This is a genomic window from Paenibacillus camelliae (assembly GCF_023715345.1).
Classification (GTDB): domain Bacteria; phylum Bacillota; class Bacilli; order Paenibacillales; family Paenibacillaceae; genus Pristimantibacillus; species Pristimantibacillus camelliae.
This window is the reverse complement of the sequence record NZ_JAMBNY010000024.1, coordinates 18,906-40,560: the sequence shown is the minus strand read 5'-3', so window position 1 is coordinate 40,560 and position 21,655 is coordinate 18,906. Positions and strand designations below refer to the sequence as shown.

Genomic DNA, 21,655 nt, shown 5'->3' with positions numbered 1-21,655 from the left:
TGAATGGAGGATTACAGCATGGATCAAGCTTCATTGAACACGTTCAGCGAGGAAGAGGACGAACAAAAAGATAAATACCTTACTTTCACGCTGGGCAATGAATCGTATGGCATTGAGATTCGTTACGTCACCGAAATTATTGGAATTCAGCCCATAACCGACGTTCCTGAGTTGCCTGAATATATTCGCGGCATTATTAATTTGCGAGGAAAGATCATTCCTGTTATGGACGTCAGGCTGCGGTTCAAAAAACAATTTCGTGAATATAACGATAGAACCTGTATTATTGTAATCGCTGTTGAAGATACTGCGATCGGCCTCATTATCGATAGCGTATCTGAGGTGTTATCTATCCCTGATACAGAAATTGTACAACCGCCAGAATATACAAAAATGACGAATCGATACATACAAGGGATAGGTAAAGCAGGCGAAGAAGTAAAGCTGCTGCTTAATTGCAGAAAGCTAATTAATGAAGACGAGACTGAAAAGCTCGCAAACCTTAACTAACATCGGAGGAAACGAACATGAAATGGTTTTACAATATGAAGTTAAGCAAAAAGCTGATTAGCTCATTCGTCATCATTTCCATGCTGGCGGGAATTGTAGGCGTTATTGGTATAGTTAATTTGAATAATATCGACAAAAACTACACCGAAATGTACAAGAACTACGGATTACCACTTGAGGAAATCGGGATGGTCGGTAACTATTTCCACAAAAACCGTGCGCTATTAAGATCAATGATGCTAACTGATGACCGAGCATTGCAGGAAGAATATAAGCGAGAAATAGCAGCTAACGATGCGCTAATGAATGAAGACTTGGAAGTCTTTCAAAGTACGATTCAGTTCGATCATATGATGAAAAACTATACAGACTTAATTACTTATGTTGAGCAATATATTGCAGCACGTGACCAAGCTATTGAATTAACGATGAGTGGTCAGCTAGACAAAGCCATACAAGTCATGAATGATGCACAGGATATATCAGATAAAACCGATGTTGCAATCGAAACAGTATTCCGCGACAAGGTGACGAACGGTAAAAATATTGATAACGAGATGACTGAATTATCAAAAAATACAATGGTAATTATGGTTGTTATTATTATTGCTGCTATGCTTGCAGCTATCGCTCTAGGTATATTCATCTCACGCTCCATTAGTCGTCCGGTTAACCAACTGGTTGACACCGCAAATCGCATTGCTGACGGTAACCTAGATGTGAACGTAGCAGTTGAATCCCATGATGAAATCGGACAGCTAGCGGAAGCCTTCAGTAAAATGTCAGACAACCTCAACGAGATTATGTCCAATATTACTGCAGCTGCTGATCAAGTGACATCTGGTGCGAAGCAAATGTCTGAGTCTAGTGTATTGCTTTCACAGGGTGCTACCGAACAAGCAAGCTCGGTTGAGCAGCTTACTGTCTCGCTTGAAGAAATATCTACAAAAATTAAGCAGAATGCTGACAATGCAATGCATTCGACCGACACTACATTAAAAGCAAGAGACAATGCGCTTAAGGGCAATGAACGTATGAAGGAAATGCTTGTAGCGATGGATGATATTAATACTTCATCAGCAAGCATCTCTAAAATTATTAAGGTCATCGATGAAATAGCTTTCCAAACAAATATACTAGCGCTTAATGCAGCTGTCGAAGCCGCTAGAGCTGGTCAGCATGGCAAAGGCTTTGCTGTTGTTGCCGAGGAGGTTCGCAATCTGGCAGCCCGTTCTGCTAATGCCGCAAAGGAAACAACTGAGATGATCGAAGGCTCTATCCGTAAGGTCGATGGTGGTATGAAGATCGCTAATGAGACAGCCACCGCTCTCAATGAAATTGTTACAGATATTACAACGATCTCGGAGCTCGCAAGAGAGACAGCAGATTCTTCTTCTGAGCAATCTGTAGCAGTATCACAAATCAACCAAGGCCTGCTTCAGGTTTCTCAAGTTATACAGATGAACTCTGCTACCTCTGAAGAAAGTGCTGCTGCCAGCGAGGAGCTTACTGGACAAGCGCAAATGCTTAAGGATCAAGTGAGTCGCTTCAAGCTAAGACATAAGCTAACGTCATATAACGATAATTATTATAGCTCGAATGCGTATAACAGCCATGCTTCCAAAATTACGAATAAACCAAGCTCTGTCGACGATCAATTTGCAGAAGCTGCAGCTGGCCTAGATACTTCTGCTTTTAGCGATAAGGAGTTCGGAAAATATTGATTCCGTTAACGATTACAGAGCAAGAGTTTCAACAGCTTGCGGCATACATTCATCGAAACTACGGTATTCATCTGAAGGCGGAGAAGAAAGCGCTGCTAGTAGGTAGACTACAGCAGCAGCTACATGCACACCAGCTTCACAACTACTCTGAATATTACGAGTATTTGCTGGCTGATCGATCAGGCCAAGCAGCTACGGAGCTTATCAATAGCATTTCAACAAACCATACCTTTTTCATGCGCGAGGCCAATCACTTTCACTTTTTGCGTGATGTGGTTCTGCCAACATTAGTGAAGCAGCTTAACGATCGTGATTTGCGTATATGGTGTGCAGGCTGCTCGACTGGCGAAGAGCCTTATACCATCGCGATGATTATTGATGAATTTTTCGGAAGTCATAAGTTAGGCTGGGACACAAGCCTGCTAGCAACAGATATATCGACAAAGGCTCTACATAAGGCGATCACTGGGAGCTACCCTGCAGAATGGGTGGCTCCACTCCCTGCTGTGTGGAAGACGAAATACTTTAATGAATCGAGTGATGGGAGCTTTAGCTTGACCGATAAAATAAAAAAAGAAATTATTTTTCGGAAATTCAACCTTATGGAGCCTGTCTATCCGTTCAAACGAAGGTTTCATGCTATTTTTTGCAGAAATGTAATGATCTATTTTGACGGACCGACTAAGGATGCAATCATACGAAAGTTTTATGATGCTACTGAGCCCGGTGGATACCTGTTTATCGGACATTCAGAAGCACTTGATCGGAATCAATACGGCTATAAGTACGTAATGCCTTCCGTTTATCGAAAAGAATAAGTGTGGACGGAGGAGGACTAGACATCGTTTACAATCAAAAAATTAAAGTATTGATCATTGATGATTCTCTCGTCTTTCGCGAAGCGCTTGCAAGAGGGATTTCCTTTGATCCGTTAATTGAAGCGCTCCCGTCTGCACGAGATCCATATGACGCGTGGCAAAAGATGAAATTCGTTAATCCCGATGTGCTAACCTGTGATATGGAAATGCCTGGCATGAACGGTATCGATTTTATTGCTAAAGTCATGAGAGAAGCTCCCAGGCCAATTATTGCAGTATCGTCACGCGAGGATTTAGCCAAGCGTGCGCTGCAGGCAGGAGCTTTTGCCTTTCTAAGCAAGCCGAGGGCACCGACGAAGGGCGATGTGCAGCGATTTATACTTGAATTATCTAAACAAATTAGAAAGGCTGCACATAAAGCTGCCCACTCTCCGCAAATCAGTGGACGCAACCCTATTGACATTATTGCGATTGGAGCATCAACAGGGGGGACGGAAGCATTGCACGCGGTGTTAAGCTCATTGCCGCCAACACTACCAGGTATTGTTATTGTACAGCATATACCTGCGGTATTCTCCACGATGTTTGCTGATCGTCTTAATCAAGTGAGTACAATTAATGTACGCGAGGCCAAAAATGGTGATTTTATTGAGCCTGGTACTGCACTAATTGCGCCTGGCGATCAACAGATGACCGTTCATCGATACGGTCAGCGCTTCAGAGTTGAATGCAGATCAGGCGAGAAGATTAATGGACATTGTCCTTCGGTTGATGTGCTGTTCGATTCCGTTGCACATGCAGCAGGAAAGCATGCAGTAGGTATACTGCTAACTGGGATGGGAAACGATGGTGCGAAGGGATTGCTTAATATGCGGAAGGTCGGGGCGAGAACACTTGGTCAGGATGAAAAAAGCTCCGTCGTATATGGTATGCCGAAAGCTGCCTATGACATCGGTGCCGTCGAGAAGCAAGTCTCTCTCGATGCGATGAAAAGCGCACTATTAAACCTGTGTTAATTCGCTCTTATATACCATTAATAGTATGTTAAATGCCAGCAAAAAGGGCTGAATGCAATTCATGCATTCAGCCCTTTTCTATGTGTGGATTCAAACTTACTTAAGGTACTACAACAGTGACTATCCATGCATTACTAAAACAGCTCTAGCTGCTCTAGCTTATCTGGCATTGCCTCAATTGGATGCCTTCCATCCGGCGTTTGCTGTCTAAGCATGACCATCAGCTGCTTTGCATTTTTAGCAGCATGTCCACCTGAATTATTGTTAAACACGATATAGATCTGTTCGCTTTCCGACTGGAGCTTACTAAGCAGTGGCATCCATTCCTTAAGCTCCTGCTCACTATAATTGTATAAATAACGAACCTCGCGCCAATTCTCGTGGCCAGTATCATTCCAGCCCTCTTCATTGCGTCCATGGAATCTGACCATCGTCAGCTTAGGGTGCGTTGCTTCAGCAACAGTAGGGATGCTTCCTTCTCCTGCTTGTGGTTCATCACACACACTGTGCATCCAGCCCTCATCGCGCATAAACTGCAGTGTTTTTTCACGCATCTCTTCCGTCCACCAGCTCTGATGACGGAATTCCAGTGCGCACGGAATATCACCCATTCGCTGCTTCGTTGCTCGCAGCACCATAACATGCTTCGTCATGCAATCAAACCAAGGTGGATATTGAAACAATACAGTAGCGAGTCGATCCTGCTCGATAAGCGGCCGCAGCATAGCAAGAAATGCCTCATACATTTCCTCACGTTTATTGCCTATGCCTAGGCTGCCTCGCTGATGACCAGTCATGCCTTGATAGGCTTTAACTATAAATTTAAATTCAGGCGGCGTGTCAGCTATCCATTTTTCCATACGCTCCGGTGATTGAATCGCATAAAACGTACTGTCAATCTCAACCATATGAAAATGCTTGCTGTAGTGTGCAAGTCGATCACTGCTTTTCAATCCTGTAGGATAGATCGCATCATGATCTCCCCATCCGCCAAGACCAATAGCAATACTCATCATGCATCCCTCACTTTAAGACTCAATTCGCTCAATCGTACGAAAGGCGGCTGCTTGTCCACAGTATTGCCCTTGCTCGTCGAGCACATTCCATACAGTAGCTTCCTTAATGTAAAACCTGCGCCCTGTAGCGGAGATACGAATACCTGTGTAATTGTCCACATAGCCGTTACTGGTCACGTTGCGAAAAAATTCAGCTCGCTGCTCACGCTCCATCGGCTCAGCTGTCAGTCTGGATGGAGTCTTTGTAAATTGCTCCTTGCTCATTTCCCATAGAGACAGAGCTTTGGCATTACCGTAATTCAAGATCGGATCAGGCTCTGTGCCATGAGATAGTATGACAACTGCCGACTCCTCTAGCTGCTCTAATAGCGGAAGCTTGGAATCAATAGGAATCAGCTCTTTCCCCGTCCAATGCTTGTAGCTATTAAGCAGCCTTCTCGCATGAGTCTCGTTCATGCCGCCTCCTCCTTGTTATTCATTTACATTTACTTTAACAAGTACGGAGCTACTTTACAATTGCTAACAACTCAACAACTAAGCAGACATCTTTTTCGTTTCGCTCACAGCTTCCTTCTTGCTTGATAAAAACCAACCGCATACTGCAATACCAATCAATACGATATAGAACGTAAGCTTCCAGCCTGTTGATTCAGCAAAATCATGGGAGATTACTCCAAGTGCCTCATGACTTAATGTATGAACTGCAAGCTTCACTCCTACCCATCCAACAATCATAAAGGCAGCAATTTCTAGTCCAGGACGGCTCTCCAGCAGCTTAACGAACATATTTGCTGCAAAGCGCATAATAACAACCCCGATTAATCCTCCAATGAATATGACGATAAAATGTCCGCCATCCATTCCGCCAATAGCCGGTAGATTCGTTTTTGGCAGCGATACCGCTAAAGCAATTGCGGCTAGGATAGAATCTATCGCAAAAGCAATATCAGCTAGCTCGACCTTCAATACGGTCATCCAGAAGCCGCTGCCTTTCTTTTCCTTCTTCGACGTCTCATCCTGCTTGCTATGGAACCACAGCTTTCTGACGATATGATTTATAGCGATAAACAGCAGGTAAAGGGCGCCAATCGCTTGCACTTGCCATATGTTGACAAGAAAAGAAATGGCGAACAACGAAGCAAATCTAAACACCAATGCACCGAATAACCCGTAGAATAGTGCCTTTTTACGCTCTGCTTCCGGCAGATGCTTTACCATAATGGCTAGCACTAGGGCATTGTCTGCTGCAAGCAAGCCTTCTAAAGCGACAAGAATGAGCAGCACTGAACCAAATTCAAAAAACATTGACCAATCCATGAAGATCCTCCTTTTTATGTACATCCTCTTTACTACGTCCACACAAAAAAGACCTTTACCTATAACAAAATAGGCAAAGGTCTTGCTAACAACGATTGTATCGCTGCCAATAAAGCCGGAGCTTTCACTCGTAATGACGACTTTATTGCTAGAGCTACTCCCCTTTGGAGGTATTTTCATATAAACGTTTTGCTTTGTGACTATCTATACGCATTCGCCTAACAATGGTTTCATTTTCTCAAAAAAAAGTTTATGCTTAATTTTATGAAGGAGAGATTCAATTATGAGTAAAAATATATCTAGCATAGATGAACTGAATGAACAGCAGCTGCTATCCATTGCAGAGATGGAGGTTGGTAAAGCAGCCATATTATTTACAACACCCTTATGCGGAACGTGCAAGGTCGCTTCAACAATGCTTGAGATTGTTGCCGAAACAGGTGTTCCTTACCGTCTATATCGTGCAAACATTAACTTCACACCGCACTTTCGTCAGCTTTGGCAAATTAAAAGCATACCCGCTCTTGCCATTATTGAACACGGACAGCTTGTTGACATGGTATATGCACTCCACTCTGTTTCTGCAATCTACGAGAAGCTTACATGAGCAATAAAAAAAGGGAGCGTGAAGAAGTCATTAATGAACTTCAATTGCTCCCTTGACAATTACTAAGCTATAATACCGACAGCTTAGAAGCAGTTGCATTCTTTCATAAGCCTGCTCACTCAAGCATCGCTTCAGCTAATGAGCTTCGTCTTATAGTCTTTCAACGGTATAGCCACGCTCTTCTAGCATTTTAATAATGCTATCCTCACCTGCAAAGTGCAGCGCTCCTGCAATGACGAAGTATGTGTTATAGCTGCCTTCATTCAAATATTGCTCGATTTTATCTGTCATACCAACATTACGTATTGTAAGCAAGCCATCGTAGTATTCAAGATTGGAGGACTTCATCTCGTTAGCAATTTCATCCAACGCTTCTAAGTTACCGTCAGCCCAAATCTCAAGCAGATAGTCTGTGCTCGTTGCTGGCAATTCCATGCCACTACTTAAATACTCATAATAGGTTATTGTCTCTTGCAATAGCTGCTCCTGCAGCTCTGAAGAAAAGCCAGAAAGCATATTATATTGAAGCATAAACGATTCTAGCTCGCCAGTTGGCAGCTCATCCTCGTCAGCTAGCAATAGGAAATGTAGATCAACGCCAAGTCCAGCACTAGCTTCACTTGCATCTGCTAAAGATGCAAACAGCATATTGACAAACCAAACCTGATACGTCTCAAACTCTTTCAAATCTTCGCCGTCCATACCAATCTCTTTAGCAATAGAAATAACAGAGTTATAGAGCTCCGGAGTCAGGTGATCCTTCAGCGTTGTGCCATCCTGATAATATAGTAGTTTTTCAATTTCAACCATCTCATCTTCAGATGGTTCACGTGAGATGTCCACCTCGGTTACAACGATATCTGATTCATCGTATGCCTCATAGATAGCATCACGCAGCGGATACATGGATACATCGCCTACATGAATTGAACCAAGCATATAAGCCGTTTTGTCGCCCTTTGCTACTTTCCATAGAAAGCCCTCAGGTGCAACATGGTCTTCCTCAACAACTGACGTATAGTCATCAATAATATATACGGTTTTCGCTGCTGAATCCCATTTCGTCGTTGTAATCGTTACAGGCTCCAGCTCACGAATAGGTGCGTAATATGTATGATTGCGATATACAAGATCAAGGTTTTCAATGATAACCTCATCGTATTCAGTAACCTTCATGGTATCTAAATGAATAATAGATTCATAGTTAGCCCAATCAAGAATAATTTCCTTTTGAGCGCCCTTATAGCTAACCTCATATTCTAATTCTTCAAAAAAGCTTCTAATCGGTACATACGTTTTACCTTTTTCAACAAATGCAGGCTCAGAAAATGCCAGCTTTTCACCGTTGTACACAACGGAAACACCGCTTGATTGCGCTTGTGTTGGTAGAGCGAATGCAAATACGAGTAAAAGCGCCATAAAGCTAGTTAACCACTTCTTCAAGTCTTTCATCCTCCTAAAAAGTCATAGTTAAACTAGTATAGCACTTTCACCTAAATGTTACCAATAGTATTTAACGTACTTAATTTATTATTTTTGTAAAATGGACGCCAGCATTTTGAAAGAATTTAATCTAGCTTCGTGATCAAATATGTAAGCCGTTGCCATAATCTCATCCACATCAGTCGCTTCAATAAGCTTTTGTAATTGCTCTTGTACCGTTTGCTTGCTGCCGATGATCGATGAGCCTACCTGCTGCTCCACCATAAACTTTTCCTGCTCACTCCATAGCTCGTCCATATTCTCAACAGGAGGCTGAAGTGGGGTTCGTTTGTTGCGGATAAAGCCTAGAAACATCTGATGCATCGATGTTGCCAAATATTGAGCCTCTTCATCCGTATCAGCGATGATGACGTTGACTGCAACCATGCTGTAGGGCTTTTCATAATCGCTAGATGGCTTAAAGGACTGTTTATACAGCTTTAACGCAGGCACGATATAGGTCGGAGAGAAATGACCGGCAAATGCAAACGGCAGCCCTTTTTCTGCAGCAAGTGCAGCACTGAAATCACTTGAGCCAAGAAGCCAAATGGGAACATCTGCACCCTCTCCTGGAATCGCGCGAATCGCATGCTGAACATGCCTTGCTGGATGCATAAAGCTTTGAAGCTCCTCCAGCTGCTCCGGGAAGTTCGCGCCATTCGTATGCCGCTCGCCACGCAATGCTCTAGCCGTAATTGGATCTGTTCCTGGAGCTCGACCTAGGCCAAGATCAATTCTTCCTGGGTGCAAAGCCTCTAATGTTCCGAACTGCTCTGCGATGGCTAGAGGGGCATGATTAGGCAGCATAACACCACCTGAGCCTACCCGAATTGTTTTGGTCTGGGATGCAACATGTGCTATAACAACAGCTGTCGCTGAGCTTGCAATATTCGGTGCATTATGGTGCTCAGCGAGCCAAAATCTTGTATAGCCTTGCTGCTCTGCCATCTGAGCAAGCTCAACCGAACGCTGCAATGCGTCGGCCACTCCGCCGCCTTCAATAATGGGTGCTACATCTAATATAGAAAAAGGAATTTTTTTCATTATTCTCTTACCCTCCTTGCGATGTCTAATTCTATAGTACCAATTGAACCTTCTAGAAGCAAAGTTGCGCTCGAACAGGTATACTTATGATACAGGCTATAAGCGAACGGGAGGTTATTATTTTTGAAGGATCAAAGCAAATCGATGCAGCTGCTGCAAATTTTTGAGCAGTCTGCTAAGCCGGGTCAGAACCGCATACCCTTGCATTTTTCATACTTATGCTTACTTCAGCAGGAGCAGGACGGCTCGTATTCGATTGCACTCGAGCTAGCTGCTGGAACGAAAAAGCACCACATTATTACACAGCCTTATCGGTTTTTAGATGCTGTGCTCCATCATAAAACATACGCCATGTCGCGTGGCTTTCGATATGAACCGGAGCTATATTCGATCGATAGCAATGCTCTTACCATTTGTCAGCTGCTTTGGAAGCAGCTTCAGCTCTTTTCTGAGTATGAAGCAGTGAAGATGAAGTTAATTCCTGTGCAAGGAAGCCTATGGCATCGACTTGAACCTCTTCTCGAGCAGGAGCCACGCGTTCAGCTTCAATATTATCTGGATAGCTTGCCACTAGATGAACAGCTGCAGGTCTTCGATCAGCTGCAATTCTCTTCGGATAAATTGCCCATTACGCTGTCCATCATGCATACTGACAGCTATTATCATATCAATGGTGAGCAGCTGCAGTCGTTAGTTCTGCTGCCAAACTATGAGCTTGCTTGCTGGAAGGGCATGCTGTATCGCATATCATGGGAGCAAGGCAAGCAGCTGCTGCAGCTTGCTAATCTGCTGCAAGAGGAGGCGGGGCAGCTGCTGCTAGAGCAGGATGCACTTAGCCAGTTTATCGACCAAGCTGTGCCGCAGCTCCAACGAATCATAACGATTCACATTGCCGATGATATCGCTGGAAAGCTGACTTCAACGCCTCTGCAGGCTGCGATATACTTAGACAGAATCCGTGAACGGCTGCTCATCGGGGTAGAATTTCATTATGGCAGCTTATCGATTCAGCCCTTTCAGCCCGCTGGCACTGCAACCCATCACGACTTTATCGTGCTGCGGGAAAGAGATAAAGAGGATGCAATATTAAATTTACTGTTAGAGCTGCCCGGCCTCCAGACAGAAGGTGGCATGATCATTGAAGGTGATGATGATGAATACACATTTTTCCGAACGATTCTGCCTCAATTAAAGCAGCTCGCCCAGATCCATGCAACGACAGCTGTTAAGCTTCGATATGTGACCGAAGAGGTTTATCCGCAGCTCAAGCTTTCTTGGGAGGAAAAAAGCAACTGGCTTCAATATTCATTCTCGATGAAAGGCATTAGCGATCAGGAGTTGAAGCAGCTGCTGGCTGCTCTCGTACAGAAGCGAAAATATTATCGCTTATCTCAAGGTACGCTGCTATCTCTAGAGAACCCGCAGTACGATGCACTGCTGCGAATGATGAAGGAGCTCGGCTTGACCCATCCAAGCAAGTATGATGAACGTATTCCGCTTCAGCGTGCGATTCCAGCAATGCTAGCTATGGATCAAGCCGAAGGAATTATGCTGTCTCGGAGCTTGCGACAGTTTCTTAACAGTATTAGAAATCCCGAGCAACTTAATGCGCCACTACCACAAATGATTACGGCTCAGCCGCGTGACTATCAGCTTGATGGCTATCAGTGGATGACGAATTTGGCACAGCATCAGCTAGGGGGAATTTTGGCAGATGAAATGGGACTAGGTAAAACTTTGCAGGCCATTATGTTTCTCGTAAGTCAGTATGAAATGGGCAGTGCAGCAATGGACAGGCAGCTCGTCGTTACGCCTGCATCACTACTGTACAATTGGGAGCATGAGCTGCAGCGTTTTGCGCCCGGAGTTGAGGTTGCCGTACTCGAAGCAGAGCATTTTAGTCACGTGAAGCATAAAGAAGCGTGGCAGCAGGCGCATATATGGATCGTCTCCTATCAAACGCTGCGTTCACAGCTTAACTTTTTTGAAGGCCACCACTTTCATACGATCATTTGCGATGAAGCACAAGCATTTAAAAATGACTATACGAAAACGTCCTTAGCGTTAAGAAAGCTTAGCGCTGCCCATCGCTTTGCGTTGACAGGAACACCGATTGAGAATCGTCTAGAGGAGCTCCTATCCATACTAAGCTTTGTTAACCCTGAGCTGTTTACAGAGAAGCAAAAATGGCTGGACCTTCACAGAGCTAAGCTAAAGCAAGCCATAGCCCCCTTCCTATTGCGCAGAACAAAAAGAGATGTACTGCAGGAGCTGCCGCCGAAGGTCGAATCTACCTACAGCTCACCGCTAACGATGGAGCAAAAAAAGCTATACTTAGCACATCTGGCAAAGCTGCAGGAGGATTCCTTAAAGCATCTTGACCCTAAGAGGAAGGGCGAACGACGAATTAGAATACTAGCCGGTATTACGAGACTTCGTCAAATATGCTGCCATCCCGCCTTGTTCATTGAAGGCTATACGGGTGACTCAGCGAAGCTGCAGCAGCTGCTTCAGATCGTAGAAGAGGGCAGCAGTATGGGCAAGCGGATACTAATTTTCTCTCAATTTACTTCCATGCTTCGTATCATCTCAACAGAGCTGGAGCTTAGAGGATTTCGACACTTCTATCTGGATGGCAGTACGCCAGCAAAGGAGCGAATTGAATTTGTCGATAGGTTTAATCAAGGAGAACGCGAGCTGTTCTTGCTTTCTTTAAAAGCAGGTGGAACAGGACTCAATCTTGTAGGTGCAGATACCGTTATTTTATACGACTTATGGTGGAATCCCGCTGTAGAGCAGCAGGCAGGCGACCGTGTGCATCGTATCGGTCAGCAGCAGCCTGTGCATATTATTCGATTAGTTGCAGAGGGAACACTTGAAGATAAGATGATTCAGCTGCAGGAGCGTAAGCAGCAGCTTGTTAACGATATGCTCGAGCAGGATACATTAAGCTCCAGCTCATTGTCTGAGGATGATTTGCTTTTGCTGCTACAGCATCAGTCGCTAGAGGATGACTCATAAGCTATTTTAAGAGTATTAGTTAGGCTTCAGCTAACGAAAATGCAAAGAGGCTGGGGGACCACAGGTTTTTTGCCAATGAAAAAAAGCGAACTATATGCTGAAGCTTCAAGTCGAAGATTCAGTATAGTTCGCTTTTTAACGCCTCATAACCTAGAAGCTTTAAGTCTTCATTATTAGATTAGCAAATTAGTCCAGCAGACCATCCTCATACAGTGTAACAAAGACGTCTACAATTTCAGCGTCAAACTGCTTGTTCTTCTGTTCGATAAGCAGCTCAATCGCCGCCTTAGCCGTCCATTTTTCCTTATAGGGACGTTTTGAGGTTAATGCATCAAACACATCGACTACACTTACGATACGTGCTTCAAGCGGAATATCTGTCTGCTTAAGCTTCATCGGATATCCATTGCCATCCCAGCGCTCATGATGATGAAGGATGATATTTTTAGCAACGGCAAATTCATCCTCAAACAGCTCATCATGAAGCTCACCATTAATTTTATCGAGGATGTCTACACCAATGTAGGGATGCATCTCAATAATCGTCCGTTCATACGGCGCAAGTGTGCCCGGCTTGTACAATATTCCTTCTGGTATCGCTGATTTGCCTATATCATGAAGGATGCTCCCATTAATTATTTGCTGGATATAGCTCTGAAGCAGCTTTTGACCTTGCGTTTCGTTATAACGATTGACTAGCAGCTCCGTCAGCTGCTGAACTCGTATGAGATGGTTCTCTATCCCGGGGTCACGAATCTCGCAGGATATAGCAAGCACCTTCAGCAACGAGCTCTGAAGATTACCTGCCCGCTGCTCATCCAAGTAATGCCCTCGCTGCAGCTGCTCTAGCTCGCGGAAAACCCCAACATAATACGTCTGCTCCTCCACAACATAAGGTGTAATCGTAATGGAGGAATGCCACAATTGACCGCTTCGTTTACGGTTCGTGAATACACCAGACCATGGCTCGTTGCGGCTTAATGCATGGTGCATATGCTGGTATGTTTCAGCAGGGGTATGCTTCGTACGCAATAAGCCTGCTTTTCTCCCCGTTACCTCGTGAGCAGCAAAGCCCGTTATTCGTTCATACGTCTCATTTACGAAACAAATATGATGTCGCGAATCCGTAATAATGACCGCATCGGACAAACGCAAAAGCTGTTCAAAATAAGGAAGTAATCGTTTATTCGCATTGTCCATCTCGTTTTCACTCTCTTTAGTAGATTGTTTGCTATCATTCCATCGCAAGCTAAGCTATAGCAGTATCGCTCTAAGCTCAGCATAATCCTTCACATCACCGAGCAGCGTTATACCCGCCTCTTGCTCTAGCTCACGATGATTGAACCAAATGACATTCCAGTCAGCATGGCAAGCGCCAATTACATCGTTGCGCCAAGAATCTCCAATGTATGTACATTGCGCTGCCGGTATATCAATTCTCTCATTAATAAGACGGAAAATATCCGGATCTGGCTTGTCGATCCCATATGTACCTGATACAAAAATTCGGCTCAGTGGAATGAGCTCATCAAGCTTTAGCGCGCGAATTTTTTTCCATTGGTGAGCTTCTGCGCCATTAGTAAGCAAGCCTACCACATAGCCTTTCTGCTGCAGCTCCAGTATTAGCTCCCTTGCCCCATCAAAGCACTCAATATCAAACTGGCACGCTAGATACAGCTGCTGTATCTGCTCGGCTTCCTGCTCTGTTAACAGAACATCAAATTCCTCCAGTGCTAGCTGGAATCTTTTTCTTCGCATAAGATCAGTTGAGTCACCTTCCTCCATCTGACCAGCGCCGCCAAACTCTAGTGATAGCATATCGCTATAGTAACGCATACGGTGATAAGCTTTCTCGTATGGAAAATGAGCAATATGCTCAGTCCATGGATAAACAGCCTTCCGAAAAGGAATCAAATGATCATACAGCGTATCATCAACATCAAAAAATACAGCTTTATTCATTGTACTCTCCTACATTTAAAAGTAATTCTATTGTATCAGAAAACTAATTTTAAGATTTGTATTTTGTGTTAATAATGACTCGGTTTATTGATTTCTGCTCTGCAATGACCGATACTTATGTAGTGCTTCGCTTAAAACATTACATCTAATGATTAGAAAGTTGGTTTTGTATGAATGCTAAGCTAATGTGGATTTTATTCCTTCCTGTATTTTTGTTTTGCCTCGTCATGTTTGGATTGGAAGTGTCACTATATTCTATTCCGTCTGTAAGTGAAGGTGGAATGAGCTTTTGGACGGAATTTAAATATACTTGGTATCGTTCCGTTTGGTTTTACTCTTGTCTTGTCGTAGGTGGTTTTTTGCTTTTTGTCAGCTACCGTCAAGCAAGGAAAAGTAGTAAAGAAAAAGAGCAGCAATGATATTCAATTGAAAGTCCTTATATTCCTGAAAATAAAACAGGTGGAGAAAATCTTCTCCACCTGTTTTTACATTAAAGCTATATTGAGCCTATATAACTTATGTGATGAAGCAGTGAGCTCTTACCACTTATGCATCTGCAATTGCAGCAGAGGAATGCACAACATGCTCAAACATCGATTGCACCGTAATACTTCCTGCTTGTGCATGGCGATATTGTGCGCTGCCGTCATAGCGCATAAAGGTAACGGTATGCGGCTTGCCAGGAATTAGATCAAAGTAGTTATCTGACCACATGCCCTCGTGCTCTGCAATAAGCACAACCTGTTTAGCGACAACATCACTTGATAGCGTGATGACTGTCCCTTCCTCAGCGTGCTCTTCCTTCACAACAATCGTTGGCTTCTTAAGCTCAAGCTGCTGATTTTTTACAAAGTAATGCTCATAGCTAACCCGCTCCCCGTCCTCACCGATCCAAGTGACTACGAGTACAACCTCTTCCTTACGCTGTCCATCAAGCAATGTAGCAATCGATATGCTCTCGCTTAGCTGAGAGGAATTTGCTGGACTTATCGCTTCCTTGCTTGTTGTACGTATCAGCTTTCCACTCGTATTGAAGAGCTCTAACCATAGCACGCCCTTACTAGGAGCAAGTCGGTCCGATACGATGTAAACATGCAGCTGATCGTGCTCCTCCTGCGCGGAAATTAATAACGGTGCAAAGCTGCGTTTCGCATAGTAATGCAGCGCCTTCCAGCGGCCATAATAGTCGATGCCAGACCAGGAAGCGACAGGCCAGCAATCGTTCATTTGCCAGTATAACGATCCCATGCAATATGGCATTTTTCTCCGATGTGCTTCGATCGCCATCTTCATTGCATCCGCCTGCAGCACTTGGCTTAAGTATAGAAAGCTCTTAAAGCTCGCAGGCTGATTCATATAGATATCCATGTATTGTTTAATTAACCGGTTCCCGTCGCCATTCTTTTGATGAGCCTTCATCACCGTTGAGCTAATATCTAGCTCATCCTCTTCTGCAAAGCTGCGAATCGTACGATATTCTGGAAACGACTGGAAGCCATATTCACTCATAAATCGACCTAGCTTAATTTGATAATTTTCAAACGGCTCGACGTTGTGCCATACGCCCCAATAATGCATATCGCCTTCGTTCGTGTCTGGGTTCCCGTGCTGCTCCTTGTTGCCTGTCAGCGATACGATTGGGGAGGAAGGCCAGTACTCTACACTAGCATGCAGCTCACTAATAACGCTCGGTAATAGTTCATGGAAAATTTTCTCGTAGTCGCTCCATAGCTTTTCGCGCAATTCAGCACTAAATGCTTTTTTCCAGCCCCAGCCAGCGTCCTCATCGTAGTGAGCCCATGCCGAATCAATCTCATTGTTTCCACACCACAGTACGATGGATGGATGATTACGAAGCCGTTTCACATTATCGATTGCTTCCTGCTTTACATTTTGCAGAAAATGCTCATCTCCTGGATACATGCTGCATGCAAACATGAAGTCCTGCCATACCATAATGCCGTACTCATCGCATAGATCATAGAATACATTCGGTTCATAGATACCACCGCCCCATACGCGAAGCATGTTCATATTCGCTTCCGCTGCTGCAAGCACCTCTGCGCGATAACGCTCCTCCGTTACCTCTGTAATAAAGCTATCATTCGGAATATGATTGGCTCCTTTGGCGAATACAGGGACACCATTCAGCTCGAAATAAAACGATGCACCTGTACCTACTGCATCACGCTCACGAATAAGCTTCACACTGCGCAGACCGGTTTTAACCTGCATTAACGATGTATAGCTTCCCCCTTCCTGTTCAGCTACAGCTTCAACTGTAAAGGTATAGCGATGAGCATCACCTAATCCTCTGCTCCACCATAGCTTAGGGTTGTCGATAACGATCGGCATCGATAGCTCGTGAGTTCCTGGCTGTAGCTCGGCTTGAAGATTCCATCTCATATCCTCTGTCGTTAGCTGAAGGGCATGCTTGCCCGTAACTGTTGAATCCAGCTGAACCCGTGCAATTAGCTTCGCTTCCTCGTTTGTTACATGGAGCTGATCGATATATACATCTCTTATTAGGACACCGGACCAAGCGACAAGCTCCACTGGACGCCATATCCCGCTTGTTACAAAGCGCGGTCCCCAGTCCCAGCCATAGTGGTATGGCGCTTTACGAGCAAATATACTTACTTGATCCTCACCTAGCCCGCCAAGCACAGACTGATCATTAGAGGCTGGCAACCGGTAGCCTAACGCTCTCAGCTTCGGTAAGTCCTCTTGAATCGGAGAACGAAAAACGATTTTAAGCTCATTCTTACCATCCTTCAGCTTATCCGACACATCCACACGCCAGATGCGGAACATATTATCGGCTTCAACAATGAGCTGATCGTTTAAGTACACATTGGCGTAGGTATCAAGCCCATGAAAGTGGAGTTCCTTTATTTCCTCCTTCATGAATGCTTCAGACGCTTCAAAGCTGCTTTTATACTCCCAATCTATCTTATCAATCCATTGCAGATCATGCTCATTTGTCCCGTAAAAAGGATCTGGAATACGTCCTTGCTTTAATAGATCCGTATGTACACAGCCCGGCACTTGGGCTGGCATCCACGTCTCATCCTTCGTTGCTTTAAAGCTCCAGGAATCTATAAACATCGTATGGCTCATTGAATTCTCCTCCAGTTACAGTAAAAGTTAGTTGTTTTCATTCTTCTCTTTAAAATTCGGAAGATCCTCTAACGTTATGACTCGTGGATGATTATAGACATGGTGCAAAAACTCTTTGCTGTTGTGCTCTCCATCTAACGTAAAATGACCGTTCCACGTAATAAACAAGCCCCAATTCGCACCATATGCCTCCATTGCATCTGGATCAGGAATCGAACCGTTTTCCATCATAGCGATATATTTGCTCCCTCCAGTCAGCTCGACTAATGCATCATACACATTAGCTACCGGATTATGATCTCCTGCCACCGGGTAGCTGTCATAGCTTACAATATCTACGACGTCGTCTCCTGGATACCAAGCAGGATCAACCGAATTCCACACCCATATCAAATTATTCAGCTTATGCTCGTTAACGAATCGATCGTACATCAGTCTGTACAATTCCTTGGCTGCTTCTGGTCCACTTGCTCCCCACCAAAACCATCCACCTTCTGCTTCATGCAGCGGGCGAAACAAAATTGGCACATCATTAAGCTGCAAAATTTTAATTTGCTGTGCAATAGCATCCATATCGGATAGCAGAAGCTGATATTGTTCACTCGTTGTATCCTTAAGCGCATCTGCCAAACTAAAGGTTACGGCATCAGTGTAAAAGCCTCTCCACCATTCCTTTCCTGGCTCATCAATTAGTCCAGTCGGTGCATTCCAATGCCATAGAAAGCTCACAATACCACCCTGCTTATGCCAGGATAAAGCCGATTCTACCTCACTTGAGCGAGAGCCGTAAGCTGCTCTTGTCGGTGAATATTCAATAAAATCAAAACCAACGATAGCAGGACGCTTTCCAGTTATTTGCTCGATATCGATAATATGCGTGTAGAGCTGCTGACCGCTAATGACCGACTTCCCAGCATGCTCATTTAGATAGTTCATGAGAGCGACAGCCTCAGGTGTTGCATGAGAATTACTTAGCTTCTCTGTAATCGGCGCAGCAGCGAGCTGACTAGTGTCAAAGCGCTCTAGCTCCACATAGTCCAGATCAAAATATCCCCAGCCTCTAGTAAACGTAAGTATGCTTTTTCCCTGCTCTAGTAGAATACGTGTTACCTTCGTATTCGTAAAGCTAGAGCTTTCCTTCAATACAACCTTACCGAAGGGAGCATCGTTGACGTATAGCTCCGACTCCTTATAGCCGTTGGCTGCACGGTAGCCAACATATAGCGTATACAAGCCAGCCTCCTCAACCTCAATCGCTATATGCACAGAATCAGCTTCATCGAAAAATTCCGTTACATAGCCTTCTCCAGAGTATCCGGCAGCAGTAGTTGCAACTGACGTACCTTCTAGCTTTCCTTGCTCCGCCTCGAATCTTAGCTTTTCAGCATCTGAAGCTGGCCGAGCAACATCAGCGTGCTCCATAACATTGCTTCCATTATTATTATTACTGTGTATAACAGCCTGTTCTGACAACTCGTCGTCAGTGTCACCATCACTGTTGGATATACCTATATCCACCATAATCTGCTCCGTTCCCTTAGTTGTAGCCATGTGCTTCTCCTGCAGTGCATGAGTTGTAACGACAAGACCGATGGTAGCAGCAACAATACACATAACAGCAATCATGGTGATCCGATCATTTCTAGGCGCCTCTCTCATAAAATGATCGCCACCTTCCCTAATCGGAAAATATACTCACCGAGCTCCTGTCGTTCATGCCTCGGCTTTACCACTCTCAGCTCTATTCGGTGCTCTTCATTAGTATGTTCATCCCCGCAGTCGAACAGCCTAAGCCAGCCGTCATCACCAACCCACTCGGGACAATCACGATTCGAGTATATCCATTCGCCATCATCAATCCGATACTCGAATTCAGCTGAGCAGCTGCCGTAATCAAACACGAGCATTAAGCCTCTTCCACGGAAGGAATAGTATAAGCTAGCACCCAGCTCATTCGTTTCCAGCATCGTATCTATCCATTCATATTGATGCCAGCGCTGCTCTACCCACTGCCCTTTCAATTCCAGCTCCGAAAGTGGAATCTCAACAATATACTCCCAACATAACGGGTCAAGTGTTCTTGGAAGCTTAGAGGCATCAGGCTGCTGTAATATTTGCAATAAAGAGCCTTTCGAACGTTCTACCTCTGAAGTATCTGTGACTGGTTCGTAAAGCAGCTGTTCAGGCTGTATCGCTCCAGCATCATGCTTTATGTGCTTACGGTCCAAAGTTTCTTGACCTTGCAGCTCACTTTGCAAATACTCGATAACACATTCCGCATATATTCGGCTGCCTCGCTCCTCAGGATGGAGCCCGTCTGGAAGCCATTCATCCATTGAAAGTTTTCCTGCTACTACTTGATCTAGTCCGTGTTTCCCTACCCAGATCGAAGGAATGTGATAGTGAATTGCAAGCTCCTCCAGCTCCGCGATCGAAGCTGGGTATCTGCCCTTGTCTATCTCCTCCTTCATTTCACCGGAGTAGGTATAGACGAATATCAGCTCAGTAACACCAGCTTTATATAGCTGACGAATTAAGCCCTCCCGAGTACGTCTTCGACGATACGATGGGACATCATGATCGTTAACCGCATACTCGATAAACACAACATCACAATTGCGATCAATGATGTCCCTCTTTACACGGAGTGCTGCTAGATCACTGCCTGTTGCACCAATCGCGGCATTTTCAATCCGAAGCCGTACATTGGAATAGGTAGCAAGCAGCCATTCGCGCACATATTCTGGCCAATTGTGACGAGGTCTTGCGTCTGTAATCGATCCACCTAGAAAGCCAATCGTAATCGCACCCTGTTCAAGACAGCTATTCCAATGCTTCAGCGGCTTTCTTGCTCGTATGATTGGAAATGTCATGACTGTTCTCCTTTTCACCACACTTTAAGTTAGGGAGCTGGTCTCGCGTCAATGATCTTGGATCATTATAGAAGTCGATGATCGCTTGCTTCTCTGTATAATCCCCACAATACGTATAATAGTGGTCACCGTGCTTAATATAAGGTGACGGTTGCATGATCTCTCGCTCAGCAGCCTCTGAGTCATCTTGAGTTGCTGCTTCGTGCCCATCTGGCACATTATTCGAGACTATGTCATGAGCAGTAACTCGCTTGCACACAAACTCACCGTACCATGTGCACTGCCATAGCCACATTGCGTTATCACGCTGCATCTCATCGATGGCTGGAATCACACCATTTTCAGAAAGAGCGATAAGCTTTGGTGTCATCGTATACTGCACCGCTTGCTCAAACCGTTCTCGTTGTGAGCTATAGTCATGTCGAGGTGCATAAATATCCTCGCCGATAATATCGACATATTCATCGCCAGGATACCAATCCTTATGCTGACCGTTCCATACCCAGATCAAGTGATTGAGCTGATGTACGTTAGTCAAGCGATGGTACATTAACCGCCACAGCTTAAGAAAAGGCTCTGCACCCTGTGCCCCCCACCAAAACCAGCCGCCGCTTGCTTCATGTAATGGTCGCCACAGAACAGGAACACGTTCAAGCTGCAGCCGCTTCAATTGCTCGGCTATTGCATCAATATCACGGATCATAAGCTGGTATAGCTCGCTTTCTTCATCCTTCAACGCCTCTGCAATATTAAAGGTTGTCGCTTCCGTATAAAAACCTCGATCCCAGCTTCGCTCTGGTGGGATATCAACTAATCCGATTGGGGCATTCCAATGCCAGCAAAAGGTTACAATTCCACCGTTGTTCCACCACGCTATCGCTTCCTCTACATCGTTACAGCTTGAACCACGCTCAACTCGTGAAGGAGAGTAGTTCATCATATCAAAGCCATATACCGCAGGATACTTGCCAGTCAGTGCAGCGATAACTTCAACCTCAGGCTGAGTAACAACCCCGATTTGCTGACCAGTCAGTACTTTTTCACCATAAATGCTGCACAAATACTCCATTAAAGCTAATGCTTCAGGCGTTGCATCATTATTGATTAGCTTGGGCTCAACATTATAGTTCACCATATCCTCTTCT

General features: G+C 44.6%; 17 protein-coding genes. 6 read left to right on the top strand and 11 right to left on the bottom strand.

Annotation, left to right across the window (positions count from 1 at the left end; all coding sequences use genetic code 11):
* Window positions 1–18 precede the first annotated feature (18 nt).
* Genes M3180_RS21920 through cheB form a run of 4 tightly spaced genes read left to right on the top strand, consistent with a single transcriptional unit; the run spans window position 19 to window position 4,068 of the window.
* Complete coding sequence (locus M3180_RS21920; RefSeq protein WP_251671501.1) at window positions 19–510, top strand: chemotaxis protein CheW; 492 nt, start codon at window positions 19–21, stop codon at window positions 508–510.
* A 17-nt stretch (window positions 511–527) separates the two neighbouring features.
* Entirely contained in the window at window positions 528–2,234 is a 1,707-nt protein-coding gene (locus M3180_RS21915) for a methyl-accepting chemotaxis protein (protein ID WP_251671499.1), read from the top strand.
* Complete coding sequence (locus M3180_RS21910; RefSeq protein ID WP_251671498.1) at window positions 2,231–3,052, top strand: CheR family methyltransferase; 822 nt, start codon at window positions 2,231–2,233, stop codon at window positions 3,050–3,052. Before M3180_RS21915 ends, M3180_RS21910 begins: the two co-directional genes overlap by 4 nt.
* Window positions 3,053–3,054: 2 nt before the next feature.
* A complete protein-coding gene (gene cheB, locus M3180_RS21905) occupies window positions 3,055–4,068 on the top strand; it encodes a chemotaxis-specific protein-glutamate methyltransferase CheB (RefSeq protein WP_251671495.1) in 1,014 nt (337 codons plus the stop codon).
* A gap of 134 nt (window positions 4,069–4,202) precedes the next feature.
* Here the strand turns inward: cheB and M3180_RS21900 are convergent, their stop codons facing one another.
* From M3180_RS21900 to M3180_RS21890, 3 genes are all read right to left on the bottom strand, one after another.
* Window positions 4,203–5,081 carry a DUF72 domain-containing protein gene (locus M3180_RS21900; RefSeq protein ID WP_251671528.1) on the bottom strand — a complete coding sequence of 293 codons (879 nt, stop codon included), beginning with the start codon at window positions 5,079–5,081 and terminating at the stop codon, window positions 4,203–4,205.
* Window positions 5,082–5,096: 15 nt separating this feature from the next.
* Entirely contained in the window at window positions 5,097–5,540 is a 444-nt protein-coding gene (locus M3180_RS21895; RefSeq protein ID WP_251671494.1) for an MEKHLA domain-containing protein, read from the bottom strand.
* 78 nt (window positions 5,541–5,618) lie between these two features.
* Window positions 5,619–6,401, bottom strand: a complete 783-nt coding sequence (locus M3180_RS21890) for a TerC family protein (protein ID WP_251671493.1) — start codon at window positions 6,399–6,401, stop codon at window positions 5,619–5,621.
* Window positions 6,402–6,684: 283 nt separating this feature from the next.
* Here M3180_RS21890 and M3180_RS21885 point away from each other — a divergent pair, with 283 nt between their 5' ends.
* Complete coding sequence (locus tag M3180_RS21885) at window positions 6,685–7,008, top strand: thioredoxin family protein (protein ID WP_251671491.1); 324 nt, start codon at window positions 6,685–6,687, stop codon at window positions 7,006–7,008.
* Between the two features lie 150 nt (window positions 7,009–7,158).
* Here M3180_RS21885 and M3180_RS21880 read toward each other — a convergent pair whose 3' ends face one another.
* Window positions 7,159–8,451 carry a TraB/GumN family protein gene (locus M3180_RS21880; protein ID WP_251671490.1) on the bottom strand — a complete coding sequence of 431 codons (1,293 nt, stop codon included), beginning with the start codon at window positions 8,449–8,451 and terminating at the stop codon, window positions 7,159–7,161.
* A gap of 87 nt (window positions 8,452–8,538) precedes the next feature.
* Entirely contained in the window at window positions 8,539–9,534 is a 996-nt protein-coding gene (locus M3180_RS21875; protein ID WP_251671488.1) for an LLM class flavin-dependent oxidoreductase, read from the bottom strand.
* Between the two features lie 123 nt (window positions 9,535–9,657).
* Here M3180_RS21875 and M3180_RS21870 point away from each other — a divergent pair, with 123 nt between their 5' ends.
* Window positions 9,658–12,555, top strand: coding sequence for a DEAD/DEAH box helicase (locus M3180_RS21870; RefSeq protein ID WP_251671486.1), 2,898 nt, complete (start codon window positions 9,658–9,660; stop codon window positions 12,553–12,555).
* A 186-nt stretch (window positions 12,556–12,741) separates the two neighbouring features.
* Here the strand turns inward: M3180_RS21870 and M3180_RS21865 are convergent, their stop codons facing one another.
* The 6 genes from M3180_RS21865 to M3180_RS21840 form a co-directional block, all read right to left on the bottom strand.
* Window positions 12,742–13,755 (bottom strand): HD domain-containing phosphohydrolase, encoded by a 1,014-nt coding sequence (locus tag M3180_RS21865; RefSeq protein ID WP_251671484.1) that lies wholly within the window; start codon window positions 13,753–13,755, stop codon window positions 12,742–12,744.
* 54 nt (window positions 13,756–13,809) lie between these two features.
* Entirely contained in the window at window positions 13,810–14,517 is a 708-nt protein-coding gene (locus tag M3180_RS21860) for an HAD family hydrolase (protein ID WP_251671483.1), read from the bottom strand.
* Between the two features lie 546 nt (window positions 14,518–15,063).
* The gene (locus M3180_RS21855; protein WP_251671481.1) at window positions 15,064–17,637 is read right to left on the bottom strand and encodes a beta-mannosidase; all 2,574 of its coding nucleotides are present in this window, start codon (window positions 17,635–17,637) and stop codon (window positions 15,064–15,066) included.
* 27 nt (window positions 17,638–17,664) lie between these two features.
* The gene (locus M3180_RS21850; protein ID WP_251671479.1) at window positions 17,665–19,296 is read right to left on the bottom strand and encodes a glycosyl hydrolase; all 1,632 of its coding nucleotides are present in this window, start codon (window positions 19,294–19,296) and stop codon (window positions 17,665–17,667) included.
* Entirely contained in the window at window positions 19,293–20,510 is a 1,218-nt protein-coding gene (locus M3180_RS21845; protein ID WP_251671477.1) for an SGNH/GDSL hydrolase family protein, read from the bottom strand. Before M3180_RS21845 ends, M3180_RS21850 begins: the two co-directional genes overlap by 4 nt.
* Entirely contained in the window at window positions 20,461–21,645 is a 1,185-nt protein-coding gene (locus tag M3180_RS21840) for a glycosyl hydrolase (protein WP_251671475.1), read from the bottom strand. Before M3180_RS21840 ends, M3180_RS21845 begins: the two co-directional genes overlap by 50 nt.
* Window positions 21,646–21,655 lie beyond the last annotated feature (10 nt).

Excerpts from the sequence above, each read along its gene's own strand:
- M3180_RS21920 (WP_251671501.1), top strand. The coding sequence starts at position 19 with ATGGATCAAGCTTCATTGAACACGTTCAGCGAGGAAGAGGACGAACAA.
- M3180_RS21915 (WP_251671499.1), top strand. The coding sequence starts at position 528 with ATGAAATGGTTTTACAATATGAAGTTAAGCAAAAAGCTGATTAGCTCA.
- M3180_RS21900 (WP_251671528.1), bottom strand. The coding sequence starts at position 5,081 with ATGAGTATTGCTATTGGTCTTGGCGGATGGGGAGATCATGATGCGATC.
- M3180_RS21895 (WP_251671494.1), bottom strand. The coding sequence starts at position 5,540 with ATGAACGAGACTCATGCGAGAAGGCTGCTTAATAGCTACAAGCATTGG.
- M3180_RS21890 (WP_251671493.1), bottom strand. The coding sequence starts at position 6,401 with ATGGATTGGTCAATGTTTTTTGAATTTGGTTCAGTGCTGCTCATTCTT.
- M3180_RS21885 (WP_251671491.1), top strand. The coding sequence starts at position 6,685 with ATGAGTAAAAATATATCTAGCATAGATGAACTGAATGAACAGCAGCTG.
- M3180_RS21875 (WP_251671488.1), bottom strand. The coding sequence starts at position 9,534 with ATGAAAAAAATTCCTTTTTCTATATTAGATGTAGCACCCATTATTGAA.
- M3180_RS21865 (WP_251671484.1), bottom strand. The coding sequence starts at position 13,755 with ATGGACAATGCGAATAAACGATTACTTCCTTATTTTGAACAGCTTTTG.
- M3180_RS21860 (WP_251671483.1), bottom strand. The coding sequence starts at position 14,517 with ATGAATAAAGCTGTATTTTTTGATGTTGATGATACGCTGTATGATCAT.
- M3180_RS21855 (WP_251671481.1), bottom strand. The coding sequence starts at position 17,637 with ATGAGCCATACGATGTTTATAGATTCCTGGAGCTTTAAAGCAACGAAG.
- M3180_RS21850 (WP_251671479.1), bottom strand. The coding sequence starts at position 19,296 with ATGAGAGAGGCGCCTAGAAATGATCGGATCACCATGATTGCTGTTATG.
- M3180_RS21845 (WP_251671477.1), bottom strand. The coding sequence starts at position 20,510 with ATGACATTTCCAATCATACGAGCAAGAAAGCCGCTGAAGCATTGGAAT.
- M3180_RS21840 (WP_251671475.1), bottom strand. The coding sequence starts at position 21,645 with ATGGTGAACTATAATGTTGAGCCCAAGCTAATCAATAATGATGCAACG.